General features: G+C 64.3%; 11 protein-coding genes. 6 read left to right on the top strand and 5 right to left on the bottom strand.

Annotated elements, in window-relative coordinates:
• Positions 1 to 273 precede the first annotated feature (273 nt).
• The gene (locus APM_RS22360) at positions 274 to 423 is read left to right on the top strand and encodes a 2'-5' RNA ligase family protein (RefSeq protein WP_007421630.1); all 150 of its coding nucleotides are present in this window, start codon (positions 274 to 276) and stop codon (positions 421 to 423) included.
• 62 nt (positions 424 to 485) lie between these two features.
• On the opposite strand, the gene APM_RS01710 is transcribed toward APM_RS22360, so the two are convergent.
• The 3 genes from APM_RS01710 to APM_RS01700 form a co-directional block, all read right to left on the bottom strand.
• A complete protein-coding gene (locus APM_RS01710) occupies positions 486 to 1,298 on the bottom strand; it encodes an SDR family oxidoreductase (RefSeq protein WP_007421629.1) in 813 nt (270 codons plus the stop codon).
• Complete coding sequence (gene iolE / locus APM_RS01705; protein WP_007421628.1) at positions 1,295 to 2,206, bottom strand: myo-inosose-2 dehydratase; 912 nt, start codon at positions 2,204 to 2,206, stop codon at positions 1,295 to 1,297. Before iolE ends, APM_RS01710 begins: the two co-directional genes overlap by 4 nt.
• Positions 2,207 to 2,319: 113 nt before the next feature.
• Positions 2,320 to 3,264: a MurR/RpiR family transcriptional regulator gene (locus APM_RS01700; protein WP_007421627.1), complete on the bottom strand. Its 945-nt coding sequence runs from the start codon at positions 3,262 to 3,264 to the stop codon at positions 2,320 to 2,322.
• Between the two features lie 323 nt (positions 3,265 to 3,587).
• Here APM_RS01700 and APM_RS01695 point away from each other — a divergent pair, with 323 nt between their 5' ends.
• From APM_RS01695 to APM_RS01680, 4 genes are all read left to right on the top strand, one after another.
• The gene (locus tag APM_RS01695; RefSeq protein WP_007421626.1) at positions 3,588 to 4,379 is read left to right on the top strand and encodes an HpcH/HpaI aldolase/citrate lyase family protein; all 792 of its coding nucleotides are present in this window, start codon (positions 3,588 to 3,590) and stop codon (positions 4,377 to 4,379) included.
• Position 4,380: 1 nt separating this feature from the next.
• Positions 4,381 to 5,367 (top strand): hydroxyacid dehydrogenase, encoded by a 987-nt coding sequence (locus APM_RS01690; protein ID WP_007421625.1) that lies wholly within the window; start codon positions 4,381 to 4,383, stop codon positions 5,365 to 5,367.
• Between the two features lie 70 nt (positions 5,368 to 5,437).
• The gene (gene iolG / locus APM_RS01685) at positions 5,438 to 6,430 is read left to right on the top strand and encodes an inositol 2-dehydrogenase (RefSeq protein ID WP_007421624.1); all 993 of its coding nucleotides are present in this window, start codon (positions 5,438 to 5,440) and stop codon (positions 6,428 to 6,430) included.
• Positions 6,431 to 6,434: 4 nt separating this feature from the next.
• Positions 6,435 to 7,556 carry a Gfo/Idh/MocA family protein gene (locus tag APM_RS01680; protein ID WP_007421623.1) on the top strand — a complete coding sequence of 374 codons (1,122 nt, stop codon included), beginning with the start codon at positions 6,435 to 6,437 and terminating at the stop codon, positions 7,554 to 7,556.
• 344 nt (positions 7,557 to 7,900) lie between these two features.
• On the opposite strand, the gene APM_RS01675 is transcribed toward APM_RS01680, so the two are convergent.
• Positions 7,901 to 10,327, bottom strand: a complete 2,427-nt coding sequence (locus APM_RS01675) for a YbcC family protein (RefSeq protein ID WP_007421622.1) — start codon at positions 10,325 to 10,327, stop codon at positions 7,901 to 7,903.
• Positions 10,328 to 10,346: 19 nt separating this feature from the next.
• A complete protein-coding gene (locus APM_RS01670; protein WP_039887520.1) occupies positions 10,347 to 11,906 on the bottom strand; it encodes a proton-conducting transporter membrane subunit in 1,560 nt (519 codons plus the stop codon).
• Between the two features lie 107 nt (positions 11,907 to 12,013).
• Here APM_RS01670 and APM_RS01665 point away from each other — a divergent pair, with 107 nt between their 5' ends.
• Positions 12,014 to 12,889 carry a LysR family transcriptional regulator gene (locus tag APM_RS01665; protein ID WP_039887518.1) on the top strand — a complete coding sequence of 292 codons (876 nt, stop codon included), beginning with the start codon at positions 12,014 to 12,016 and terminating at the stop codon, positions 12,887 to 12,889.
• The last annotated feature ends 92 nt before the right edge of the window (positions 12,890 to 12,981 follow it).

Below are 12,981 nucleotides of genomic sequence, written 5' to 3'. Positions count from 1 at the left end.
TCCGTCTGGCTCTGACGTCCATCGCTTGCAGATGGATTCGTTTGGTATGAGACCCTTTAGGGTCTTGAGCCCCGGGCAAAGTTGTAGGCGTCGATCAAGTCGCGAAGGTGGCGGCGCAAAATATCATGTGACACTGCGCGTCATCGGCGAAGCCTACCGCTTCAGGCCTGGGACATCGACCACGCGCTCGCCGCAATCCACGCGCCGAGGCTTCCGTTCATCCTTGTCTGCGCGGGCTGCTTTGCGAAGGTTGGCCGGGTCACTTCGCTGTGGATGGGCGTGGAACGCAATCAGGCCTTGCTGCATTTTCAGTCGAAGATCGAGACTGCGCTGCGGCGGATCGTGCTGGCGCCGGAACACCGCCGCTACGCGCCTCACGTGACACTATTCAGTTCGCACTTTAGCGACAACCATGCGGTCTAGACTTTGGAGGTCGAATACTAACTCGGTGCCCGGCACCCGCGCCCTGACGAAAGTCGCCACCGTCAGAGCGGTGCCGCGGGTCCCGGAGACGAGTCGTAGGCACCCCAGACCGACTGGTCGAAGTTGACCATCGCCCCCGTCATCAATCCGGATTCGGCGCTGGAGAGGAAGGCAACCGCGCGCGCGACCTCGGTCGGGTCGATCAGCCGGCCGAAGGGTTGCTGCGCTGCGGCGTCGGCCAGCCAGTTCTCGCTGGCGCCGTGGAATTCGGTCTGAACCCGGTGTTCGCCATCGCTCGCCATCCAGCCGATATTCAGGCCGTTGACGCGGATTCGGTTGCGCAGGAGTGCATAGGCGGTGTTCTGCGTCAGGGTCGCCAGCGCGCCTTTCGAGGCGCAGTAGGCGGTAATGAAGGGCTGCCCAGCCTTCGCCGACATCGAGCAGATATTGACGATCGTGCCTTCGGTATTCTCTCGCCGCATGATCCGGATTGCATCCTGCATGAGAAAGAACGGTCCGCGGACGTTGACGGCGAACATGCGGTCAAACAGATCCGGGGAGGTATCGATGATGGTGCCGCGGTCGGTGATCGCAGCGGCGTTGACAAGGACATCGACCCGACCGAAAGCGGTGTCGGCCGCGGCGACGACCGCTCGGCAATCCTCGACCTGCCCGAGATCGGCTTGCACGAAGATTACCCGAGCGCCAGTGGCTTCAGATATTTCCCTTGCCCGCGCCTCACCCTTTTCACGCGAGCGGCCACAGGTGACCAACCCGGCGGCATCGCGCTCGGCGAATAGCCGGGCGATCGCCAAGCCAAGCCCTTGGGTGCCGCCGGAAACAATCGCGATTTTTCCCGACAATTGAGCCATCATCGGGTCTCCTGAATAGAATAGCCGGCGCGACGCAGCGCATCGGCGAGAGCGTCGTGGCCGATTTTCGCATAGCGCGCCGGCGGTGCCTTGGCCGGGTCTTGCTCGGCCTCGACGACGAACCAGCCTTCGTAACCGAAATCGGCAAGACGCTGGATGACCGGTCCGAAATCGATGGAGCCGTCGCCCGGCACGGTGAAGGCGCCAGCGAGGACCGCATCCAGAAAGGACTGCCGCGTACGGTCGAGCCCCGCGATCACTGGCTCTCGCACATCCTTAACGTGAACATGGCGGATTCGCCTGCCATGTTTCGTCAGCACGCGGAACATGTCGCCGCCGGCAAAGCGGAGATGCCCGGCATCGAAAAGCAGCCCGACGGCCTCGCCGGTATGGGCCATCAGCAGATTGATGTCGCGCTCGGTCTCGACCGCGGTGGCCATGTGATGGTGGAAGACGAGCGGAACGCCCTGTTCCGCACAGTATTCGGCAAAGCGAGTCAGGCGCCGCCCATAGGCGGGAAACGCATCCTCCGCTAACACACGGCGGCCGGCGAGCGGGGCGTTGCGGCGATTCTGCAGCGTGCCGGCCGTTTCGCCATAAACGAGACAGGAGGCACCGAGCTCTCGAAACAAGGCGAGTTGAGCGGCGGCCTGCTCACGCTCGGCTACGAGATCGTCGGGTGCGTCCAACACCGTTCCGGAATACCAGCCGCCGACGAGAGAAAGACCGAAAGCGCCCAGCTTTGCCCGCAGAGACGGAGCATCTCTTGGAAACTTGCCGCCATTTTCGACGCCAATGAAGCCGGCGGCACGACTCTCGGCGAGGCAGGTTTCGAGCGGCGTGTCGCCGCCGAGTTCCGGCAGGTCGTCATTGGTCCAGGCGATCGGGGCAATGGCCAGCTTGGCTTTCATTCAGAATCCTCCCATCCCGCGGCCTCGGCAAGCGACCTACGCGGCTTTAGAATTTTTATTGCCGATTATTTTATAGTGCAAGCTTTATTGCAATAATGCCGCCGCCGGAAGCGTCAGGTTCCTTCAGCGCGCCGGCGGCGCGGGCCGGCGGCACCGCGGCTGCGATCCTTCTCGGTGACGGTGGGGATACGTGGCATTTCATCTCGGCCGCGCTGAAGGATCGCCGCACTCGCCACCGCAAGGCATTGTACGAGGCACATCGGCGCCGCGAGCGTGCGCGCGAACGAGTATTCATCCTCCGGAACCGTGAAGAGCGCCTTTGCATCCTTGGCGATCGGCGACAGCTGGCTATCGGTAATAGCAATGACGGGCGTTCCGCTCGCGGCCGCGCGCTCGGAAATCGCCACCACCTCCTGCGCATAATGCCGGAAGGCGATGGCGACGAGCACGTCGCCGCGCGTCATTGTTTCCGCCATTTCCTGCGCGAGGCCGCCCGCCGGATCGAGCAGGACAACGCGGCGGTGCAGCATGGTCAGCAGGTAGCGCAGCAGCAGGGCGATGGGTTCGGAGCGGAGCTGGCCGGCGATGTAGATCGTGTCGGCCCCGGTGATCAAGCGGGCCGCTGCGGTGAGGGTGTCCTCGGGAACGCGTTCGAGCAGGTCCTGTAGGGCGGCTATGTCGCGCACTACAAGATCGCGCAGGTAACCGAGATTGCCGGAGCGCGCATGGCGGGACAGTTCGCCATCCAGGGCCTTGACCCGCTCGCGGAACCCCGGCGCCGCCGTGGCAAGCCGGGTCTGAAACACGGCTTGCAATTCCTTGAACCCGGAATAGCCGAATTCCTGGGCGAAACGGACCAGGCTGGAAGCATGGGTGTCACATCGCAGCGCGATGACACTGATCGATTCGAGCGCGACGACATTGGGATTTTGTGTGACGAAACGGGCGATTTTCTGAAATCCCGAAGAAAGGTTGGGATATTGCGCGGTGATGAGATTGACGATGCCCTCATAGTTCTCCGGCAGTCCGCTGCCGGACGTCGACTTACCCCTGACCATTCACCCACTCTCCGCTTCACTGGTTTCGTTTGCGACCGGACACCGATGCCCGTATGGGAAGACGGAATCGGTTTGGAATTTTTGTTGCAGATTATATTTTTCGGCAATATGTTTTCTGTGTCACACCATGAACACAATCGGCACAACAAGACGAGGAACCGCCTTCCGATGATCCGATCGATCCGCACGTGCCCGCCGCCCATGGCGCCTTCGTCCTGCCTCCATAGTCAGGGCATGCAGTACGGCGACGCAGTCCGGTCAGCTGCCACTATAGCGTGCGGATGCGGCATCGCAAGAAACGTTGCGATGACCGGTAGCCGGCAATGATCCCGAACAATGTGTTGCGCACATGGCGCGCGGGCGGGGCTGCGATCAATGGCTGGCTATCAATCGGCTGTCCATTCACTGCCGAGATCATGGCGGCGCAGGGATACGACTCGATCACGATCGACCTCCAGCACGGGTTGGTCGGCTACGAGGTGGCGACAACGATGCTGCAGGCGATGCGGGCTAGCGGTGTAACGCCACTTGTGCGCGTTCCATGGCTTGATCCGACCTGGATCATGAAGGCGCTGGACGCCGGCGCCTATGGCGTGATCTGCCCGATGGTGAACACGCGCGAGGATGCCGAGCGGCTGGTGTCCTATGTCCGTTATCCACCCGTCGGGACGCGCAGCTTCGGCCCAACCAGGGCGAATTTCTCCGCCGGCGCCGATTACGGGCGCGAGGCCGATCGGGAGATGATCTGCCTGGCGATGATCGAGACCGCCGAGGCCTTCGCCAATCTCGCCGAGATTGTGGCAACGCCCGGGCTCGATGGCGTCTATATCGGGCCGGCCGACCTCACGCTTGGCCTGACCGGACGGCGCTTTCCGACCGGATTTGACCGGGTGGAACCGGAACTCGTCGAGGCGATCGACACAATTCTGGACACGGCGCACCAGGCGGGCATCCGCGCCTGCCTGCACAATGGCTCGCCTGCCTATGCGGCGAAGGCGATCGGGTGGGGGTTCGATCTCGTCACCGTGTCGAACGATGTGCGGCTGCTGGCCGATGCCGCGCGCGCGAGCGTGGAGACGACACGGCGCCTCACCGCCGGCGCGGGAGAGTCCTGACATGCCGCATGTTCTTGTCGCCGGACGGATTCACGAGGCCGGGATCGATGCGCTGCGGGCGGCGGAGGGCATCACGCTGGACGTGGTCGATGAGGTTTCACTCGAGTCCTACGCGAAGCTGATCGTTCGGGCCGACGCAGTGCTGATTCGCACGCAACCGATGCCAGCGGAGGTGATTGCGACCGCACCTCAGCTACGCATCGTCTCTCGGCATGGGGTGGGGTATGATTCGGTCGATGTCCCGGCGCTGAACGCGCGCCGGATTCCGCTTTCCTTGGTTGGCGACGTCAATTCCCGCTCGGTGGCCGAACATGCGCTCATGATGATTCTCGCCCTCGCCCGCCGCCTGCCGGATTACGACCGGGCGACGCGGGCGGGCGAATGGCATCGCCGTGACAGCCGCGAGGCGGGAGACATCGCCGGCAAGAGCCTTCTGGTGATCGGCTTCGGCCGGATTGGTAGGATCGTGGCGAAGATGGCGCAGGCCTTCGAGATGCAGGTCATGGTGCGTGATCCGATGGCCGATCCGGCGGCAATCCGCGATGCCGGGGCCGTTCCGGCGGACGATCTGGGCGGGGCGCTGGCGGCAGCGGATTTCGTGTCGCTGCACATCCCGCGCGCGGGACAGGCCCCGGTAATCGGCGCGACCGAGCTCGCGCGGATGAAGCCTTCCGCCTTCCTGATCAACACGGCGCGGGGCGGGCTGGTGGATGACGCGGCACTCGATGAGGCGCTGCGCGCCGGCCGCCTCGCCGGCGCCGGGCTCGACGTGTTCACTGAGGAACCGCCACACCCGGGCCGGGGACTGCTCGACAACGAACGCGTGCTGCTGACGCCGCATGTGGCCGGACTGACGCAGGAATGCGCGATGCGGATGTCGCTCGCCGCAGCGCGCAACATTCTCGACCATTTCGCCGGGCGGCTCGACCCCGCGCTCGTCGTCAACCGCGCGGCGATCGGGTATGCGGCCGCGCCGGCCGGTGCATGAACCTGCCGCGCCGGCGCCGGCGCGGTCTCTCGAACCCGGGGCCGCGGCCCCAGAACCCGGAGTGTCTTCAATGTTGAGGGTTGCCGTTCTCGGCGCCGGCCGCATCGGCCGGATCCATGCCGCCAATGCCGCCGCCAACCGGCAGGCGAAGCTCGTTGCCATTGCCGATCCGTTCGGAAGCGCGGCGGAGGACCTCGCGCGGGAACTTGGCGGCGCCGCCTCGACCGATCCCGAAGCCGTGCTGGCGCGCGCAGATGTCGATGCCGTGGTGATCGGCACGCCGACCGACACGCATGTCGCGCTCATGCTCGCCGCGGTGCGCGCCGGCAAGGCCGTGCTGTGCGAGAAGCCGATCGATCTCGACATCGCCAAGGCGGATGCGGCGGTCGCCGAGGTCGAGCGGCTCGATGGACGGGTGATGCTGGCGTTCAACCGGCGCTTCGATCCGGCCTCGCAGGAACTGCGCCGCGCGATCGACGCCGGTGAAATCGGCGAGGTGCGGCAGGTGATCATCTCGAGCCGCGACCCGGCGCCGCCGCCGCGCGCCTATCTCGAACATTCCGGCGGGATTTTCCGGGACATGACGATCCATGATTTCGACATGGCGCGCTTCCTGCTCGGCGAGGAACCGGTGGAGGTGATGGCGACGGCGAGCCGGCTGATCGATCCGAACCTGGCGGAAATTGGCGACTTCGACACGGTGATGGTCAACCTGCGCACGGAGTCCGGCCGGCAGTGCCACATCAATTGCTGCCGCGCCGCCGTGTATGGCTATGACCAGCGCTTCGAGGTGTTCGGCTCGGCGGGGATGCTGATGAACGATAACCTGCGCCCGACCACGGTGCGGCGCTGGAGCAGTGCGGTGACCGACGCGCGCGAGCCGCTGCTGAACTTCTTTCTCGAACGCTATGCCGACGCCTATCGCACCGAGTTCGAGATGTTCCGCGCGGCAGTCGAAGCCGGCGCGCCGATGCCGGTGACCGCACGCGACGGCCGCCAGGCGCTGCGGCTTGCCGATTGCGCGCTGGAATCGGCGTTGACCGGCCGCGCGGTCCGGGTCTGAAGCCATGCGGGAAATCGGCATCGGTCTGATCGGCACCGGCTTCATGGGCAAGGCGCACGCAATAGCCTGGCGCGCCGCCGCCGGAATCCTGCCAGGTGCGCTACGTCCCGCCCTGCGCGTCGTCTGCGATGTCGATACAGGGGCAGCAGCCGCGGCGGCGGCGCAGTTCGGCTTCGCGCGGCATGAGAGCGACTGGCGGCGGGTGGTGGCTGCGCCGGATGTGGAGATCGTCTCAATCACCGCGCCGAACGCGTTCCACCGGGAGATGGCGCTGGAAGCGATCGCGGCGGGCAAGCATGTTCACTGCGAGAAGCCGATCGCGCCGGACGCGGCGACGGCGGAGGAGATGACGCGCGCCGCCGAGACCGCCGGCGTGGTGACCCAAGCCGGGTTCAATTACATCAAGAATCCACTGCTGAAACATGCACGGGCGATGATCGAGGCCGGGGAACTCGGCGAGATCACCGGGTTTCGCGGCATCCACGCCGAGGATTACATGGCCGACCCGGACCAGCCGCATAGCTGGCGCACCGATCCGTCCAACGGGGCCGGCGCGATCGCCGATATCGGCAGTCACATCATCGGCATGGCGCGCTACCTGCTGGGCCCGATCGCCGAAGTGAACGCAACACTTGAAACTGCGGTAAAGACGCGCCCTGTCGCACCGGGGGCAGCGGAGCGGCGGCCAGTTCTGGTGGACGATATCGCGCGGCTCACTCTGCGCTTCGCGCGCGGCTACGGTGGCTCGATCGAGGCAAACTGGGTGGCGACGGGGCGGAAGATGCAGCTCGGCTTCGAGATCAGCGGCTCGAAGGGGGGGCTGGTGTTTACCCAGGAGCGGCTGAACGAGCTGCTGTTCTGTCGCGCGGGGGGCGATTCGGCGCGGGCGGGTTTCACCCGGATCGAGACCGGGCCGGCTCACCCGCCTTACGGGCAGTTCTGCGTGGCGCCCGGGCATCAACTCGGCTTCAACGATCTCAAGACGATCGAAATGGCCGAGTTTCTCGATGCGATCGCCGGCGGCGCCCGACGGGGACCGGATTTCCGCGAGGCTTGGGAGGTGCAGAAAGTCGTCGATGCCGCCATCGAATCATCACGGACGGGAGGCTGGCGGGCGGTCAGCTGAACGAAAGCGGCCCGGGTCGGCGATCCGGGCCGCGCTGCGCCACGCCGAGGGCAGCGTCACTAGGTCGTCGGCAACACGAATTCGGCGTTGGCACACGGAGGCCAGTGGGCCTGCGGGGCCGTGGCCATCTTGAGCTTGATGTAAAAGCACGCGCTTCCGCGGCCGTGCACGTGGTGGTCGCCGCATAGCGAGACCTTCCAGCCGCCGAAGGAGTGGAACGCCATCGGCGTACCCGTGGCGTCAGTGAATAGTATCCAACTCCAACGTGGCGAGATGGTTTATGGCCCGGGTCATGATCTTGGCTCCAGACCTGAATTCGCGTTGAGGGCTGTCCAGGCATGGCGTCAGACCGACACCTTGAGACGCTGCGACGCGGCAGGGGCATCCAGGTTTCCGATCGCCGACCACTGAAGATCGCCTGCATAGCGCCAGGCCATGCGCCCAGCCTCATCGAGGGCGAACAGATGTAGCCAGCCGTTGTCAAACAGCGCCCGCACGTCAGCGTGCCGGCCAAGGATCTCCGACATCGCCTCACGCGGCGCCTCGATGCAGACCGACAGACGCAGCGGATCGTGCGCGTAACGCTCGCCGTCATGGACCGATTGCCAAGGCAGGCCGACGCGCAAGAGCCCGCCGTTACCCTCGACCACGCCGATCCCGCCGGTGACGTTGTGCAGGAGCTTGTTGCCGCCCCCGAACACGTCGGGCGCCACGGTCGAACCATAATATTGCAAGCTGATCCAGCTGGCCACGACGACCGGAGCTGTCAAGATCAACTCAAGAACGCTGAAGCTCTTGTCCTGCTTCCAGTCGTAATCATGCAGGAAGGCCCGGCCTCCCAGGCTTTTGCCGGCAGTGCGCCGGCGCGGAGCGGCGATGAAGGCTTGGCATCCCGCGAGCGCCCATTCCGGCCGGGTCTCGGACCAGTCGCGGCCCCTCTTGGGAAGAGAGGCATCGCTTGCGGCGCGGGGCAAGCGGAGGGCGCGCTCGGTTCGCGCAATCTTGCCCGCCGATGTGAGCCAGAGTCTCGCCTGCTCGAGGTCGCCCCTGTGGGCGGCGGAGGGATGATCATCGAGATAGAGGGTCACGTCGTCAGTCGTGGTATCGTGCAGGGCCGCCACGAAGTGCGTGTCGTCTGGAATCTCGATACCATTCCGCGAGAGTTCCCCTCTCACCTCCGCATCGTTCAGAAGCGACGCGAGCAGCCTGGCGTTGACCTCACCAGAATACCCGCCGCAGGCTCCGCAATGCAGCGCGCTGGCGTGAGGATTATTCACGACATTTGCGCCGTGACCCACGAACAGAACAAGCCGCGCGAAATCGCGCGTCAGGGACATCGCGCGCAGCACGGTCTCTGCAGTCTCAACCCGAGTCACCAGGTCAGGAGCGGGATCGAGTCGAGGCGACGGGTCGCTTGGCGGCGGGGAGACTTGCAATCCCAACGCATCCGTCAGGAGCTTGCCCACATAAACGGGACCGGTCGCCTCGACGAAGGCGAAGGAGGAGACTGCGGCGAGCTTGAACCGGCCCCAGGCGCGTCTTGCGCGCGTCTTTACACGCGTGGACTGATCCTTCGCGTGGGCATCCAGGCCGCCAGAGTACGACCTGAGTGCGGGATTGAGCAGAACAGGCAGCCGCCTTTCCTCGACGTCAGAGGCGAAGCGCCGGTGCGAGGTCGTCAGACCAAAAAAGCCCGCAAAGCCTATCGTCTGGATTCGGGGATCCATGCTCTCGAGCGCCCTGCGAAAGACCTCCGAGCGAACGTCGATGCAAAAGGCGGTCTGGAGCGCGGGCCGGTCATTGAGCGCGTGCGGTGAATGCTCCGCCAGCGTTTGGGCCAACGCGCGCTGGGCGGCATGTTCGGCAGCCGCCTGAAGGATGGCATCGATTGCAATATCGCGAGTCGGCTCAACAGGCGCCGCATGCGCCGTCCGGACGCCACGCCACGCGGCGGCGATCTCAGCATCATACTGCAGAAAGAGCGCTTCTTCCCAGATCAGCCGGATCGCGAGGAAGTCCGTGATCGTCTCGTCCGCGCCGCCCGCGAGCTCGGCCTGCCAAAGCTTGTAGCGGGCGTAGTGCGCCCATCCCCCAAGCGTCATGAGCATCTGATGGAAATAGGTTTCGGCCGCATCCGCAGGGAGGCCAAGCCGAGCAACGACCCGTTCGACTATCGCCAACGCGGTTTCTGGCGCCTCCGATACATTGAGGGCGAAGTCCCGAAGGCCGGCGATTTCGGGCGTGAGGTCGTGGGCGGCAACCGCCCTCCAGGCGGCGTAGGCGCGCTTCCCCTTCGGAGCAGCCCACAGCGCCTGTCCTTCGTCGAAATAGCCGGCGGCCCAGGCTCCGAAGCGTTCGGCGATGATACCCGGCCAATCGATGCCAGATGCGTACGCCGCGAGTTCGGCGATCGTCGGAAGGGCTTTCGGCGGCAGCGCTTCTGCGTTAGCTGCGGATTTGAGAGTCGATACATCGACCGAGAGCGAGCCGACCGGCGCGCTCGCTATCGCCGCCTCGAGATCAGCTTCGCTGATTACGCCGGCTGCGATCTTCTGAGCATACCAGCGCCGGGGCATGGTGACGCGAGCGCCAGCGACCCGAGCGAGCCGGGCGCCGACCTTGGCGAGTGGCTCCTCGGTTTGCCCCAGAAACGGATTGACCGCGACGCTCGACGCCAGAGGCCAGGCCGGCGGTATCGCCCGGGCGGCGCGATCCATGGCGATCGTCAATGCCTGAGGGTTGGGCCAGGATGAAGGAATTTTGTTGGTCATGGTCGTTCTTCCTGGTCGGTTAGGATGGGTTGCGCACAGACCAACCGCCGATTAGCCGGTCGAAGATCGCGTTGGCGTAGAACCCGTTCGAGAGATGCACTCGCAGCCCAGCGGCGGCGGGGTGATAGGCCCAGAGCGGAAACATGGCCTGCAAGACGGCAACGAGACCAAAGCTTGCGACCGTCAGTGCTATCAGCGCCCATTCCAGCGGACCGGGGTGCGGCGGCACCGGCAGGACATTCGCGGTGATCGAGATCGCCGACCACTGCAGAGCGAAGTAGCCGAATGAGGTCGCCACGGCATAGGCCACCGTGCGCTGAGTGAGCGCGCGGGGCGCCGCGTCAGCGAATCCTTGGGCCAGCATGTAAGCGACGCCGAAGATCAGAATCGCGCCGAGCGCGATCTCCTGAGGAGACTTGTGTTCGAAGCCGAAGCAAGCGCCGACGAAGACGTAGATGGCGAGCGCCGACAGAAAGGCGCGCGCCACGGCGCCAGCCTTCGGGATGGCGACCGGGCCCGGCCTGCGGATTGCAGCCACACGCTCAACGGCACCGCCGGAAGCGAGGAAGGAATGGGCCTTGTAGAGCGAATGCGCCACGATGTGCAGCAGCGCCAGGGGGAAGAGAGCCAGGCCGCACTCCAGGATCATGAATCCCATCTGGGCGACGGTAGACCAGGCGAGCGAAGTCTTGACCGCGGGCTGCGTCAGCATGACCAGACTGCCGAAGAGCGCGCTGAATCCGCCGATCACGACGAGCGCCGCGAGCATGCCCGGCGCCAGCAGCATGACATCGGCAAAGCGGATCAACAAGAAGCCGCCGGCGTTGACGACACCGGCGTGGAGGAGCGCTGACACCGGCGTGGGCGTCTCCATGACTTCGGTAAGCCAGCCATGAACAGGAAACTGAGCCGACTTGAGCACGGCGGCGATCCCCAGAAGGCCCGCGGCGGCGATGGCTAGCCCTCCGCCCGAACCTGACCGCGCAGCCGCAAGGATAGCCCCTATGTCAAATGTTCCATACGCAGCGACCAGCAGGAAAGCGGCGCCCAGAAGCGCGGCATCGCCGAGTCGCGCTGTGATGAATTTCTTTCGCGCCGCGCGCTGCGCGGCAATCCGCTGCGGATAGAAGAGCAGAAGCCTGTGCAGGAAGAGGCTGGTGGCGATCCAGGCGATCACCAGTTGGAACAGGTTCCCGGCGGTGACCAGGAGCACCACAGATGCCAGCGTCAGGCAAAGCCAGCCGGTGAAAGCACCTTGGCGGGCCTCTCCGTCCAGGTAGGTCCGCGCATAACGGACGACGATCCAGCCGACGAAAGTGACTAAAACCAGCATGGACGCACTGACTGCATCAACTCGGGTACAGAGACCGACGCCTCGAAGCCCGACGACGGGACTGTCGCCCGCGCCCAAGAGTATCAGGCCGATCGCTGATGAGATCGCTGCAAGCAATGCGAGGAGCGAAGCGGCTTCAGCCAATGAGGGGGCCAGTTTGGGCCGACAACCACAATCGAGGAATCCGGTTGCTCCTGCGAGGAGCAACGGAACGGGCGCCGACATCGGCGCGAAAAATAGCTGCACGAAAATCCCCTTCAAAGGCAAAAACTGTTCGGGCAGGGTCGTACCCGATTATGAAATCCGGAAAAAATTCATTGTTTCTGCAAATTCATTCGTTTTAATAGAACGTTATGAGGGATCTGAACTACAATCACCTACGATACTTCTGGGCGGTGGCTCATGAGGGGAGCCTCACACGAGCAGCAGAGCTCATGAACCTGTCTCAATCGGCTCTTTCCGTTCAAATTCAGAAGCTCGAACATCAGATGGGGCATCCGCTTTTCGAGCGTGCGGGCAGAAAGCTCGTGCTGACGGAAGCCGGCCGGATCACGCTCGACTACGCCGACACGGTGTTCAAGACGGGTGACGAACTCATGAGCACCTTGCGCGGACGGCCCCTGGCCACCCGGCAGGTTCTTCGGGTCGGCGCGCTGACGACCCTGTCGCGGAATTTCCAACTTGAGTTCCTCCGACCGTTGGTCGGACGATCGGATGTCGAACTGATCGTTCGATCTGGAAACATCCGCGATCTGCTCGCCCAGTTGGAAGCCCACGCAGTCGATGTGGTTCTGGCAAACAGCGCTGCGCCGCGGGACGCGCGATCCTCGCTGCGTAATCATTTGCTCAACGAGCAGCCTGTCAGCCTGGTGGGCCGCCCGCGTCGAACCAGGCGCAAGTTCAGGTTTCCGGATGATCTAAAGTCGGAACCAATCCTCTTACCCAGCCTCGATAGCGATATACGTGTCGCGTTCGACCGCGTCCTCGAGTTGGCCGGGATCAGACCCACGATCCTCGCCGAGGTCGATGACATGGCAATGCTACGCTTGCTGGCTCGCGAGCGAGAGGGCGTGACCCTTGTGCCGCCGATCGTCGTTCGTGACGAACTGGATGCCGGCGTCCTCGTTGAGCACTGCCGGATACCAGAGGTTACGGAGACGTTCTATGCAATCATTCAGAAGCGCCGCTTTCCCAATCGGCTTCTGGGCGAACTATTAGATGCCGGTTAGGTCGAAAGGGTCGCGACAGCCGCAACGCCTTTTCCTTTAAGGGCGTTTTTTTGACCTGTTTGAATCGATGGGTGATTCCCGCTGACGTAGAA

The organism is Acidiphilium sp. PM (genome assembly GCF_000219295.1).
Lineage (GTDB): Bacteria > Pseudomonadota > Alphaproteobacteria > Acetobacterales > Acetobacteraceae > Acidiphilium > Acidiphilium multivorum.
The sequence above is the reverse complement of the archived record's forward strand: the minus strand, read 5'-3'. Positions and strand labels throughout refer to the sequence as shown.

Bases quoted from the DNA above. Each gene is read 5' to 3' on its own strand.
- APM_RS22360 (WP_007421630.1), top strand. From the start codon at position 274: ATGGGCGTGGAACGCAATCAGGCCTTGCTGCATTTTCAGTCGAAGATC.
- APM_RS01710 (WP_007421629.1), bottom strand. From the start codon at position 1,298: ATGATGGCTCAATTGTCGGGAAAAATCGCGATTGTTTCCGGCGGCACC.
- iolE (WP_007421628.1), bottom strand. From the start codon at position 2,206: ATGAAAGCCAAGCTGGCCATTGCCCCGATCGCCTGGACCAATGACGAC.
- APM_RS01700 (WP_007421627.1), bottom strand. From the start codon at position 3,264: ATGGTCAGGGGTAAGTCGACGTCCGGCAGCGGACTGCCGGAGAACTAT.
- APM_RS01695 (WP_007421626.1), top strand. From the start codon at position 3,588: ATGATCCCGAACAATGTGTTGCGCACATGGCGCGCGGGCGGGGCTGCG.
- APM_RS01690 (WP_007421625.1), top strand. From the start codon at position 4,381: ATGCCGCATGTTCTTGTCGCCGGACGGATTCACGAGGCCGGGATCGAT.
- iolG (WP_007421624.1), top strand. From the start codon at position 5,438: ATGTTGAGGGTTGCCGTTCTCGGCGCCGGCCGCATCGGCCGGATCCAT.
- APM_RS01680 (WP_007421623.1), top strand. From the start codon at position 6,435: ATGCGGGAAATCGGCATCGGTCTGATCGGCACCGGCTTCATGGGCAAG.
- APM_RS01675 (WP_007421622.1), bottom strand. From the start codon at position 10,327: ATGACCAACAAAATTCCTTCATCCTGGCCCAACCCTCAGGCATTGACG.
- APM_RS01665 (WP_039887518.1), top strand. From the start codon at position 12,014: ATGAGGGATCTGAACTACAATCACCTACGATACTTCTGGGCGGTGGCT.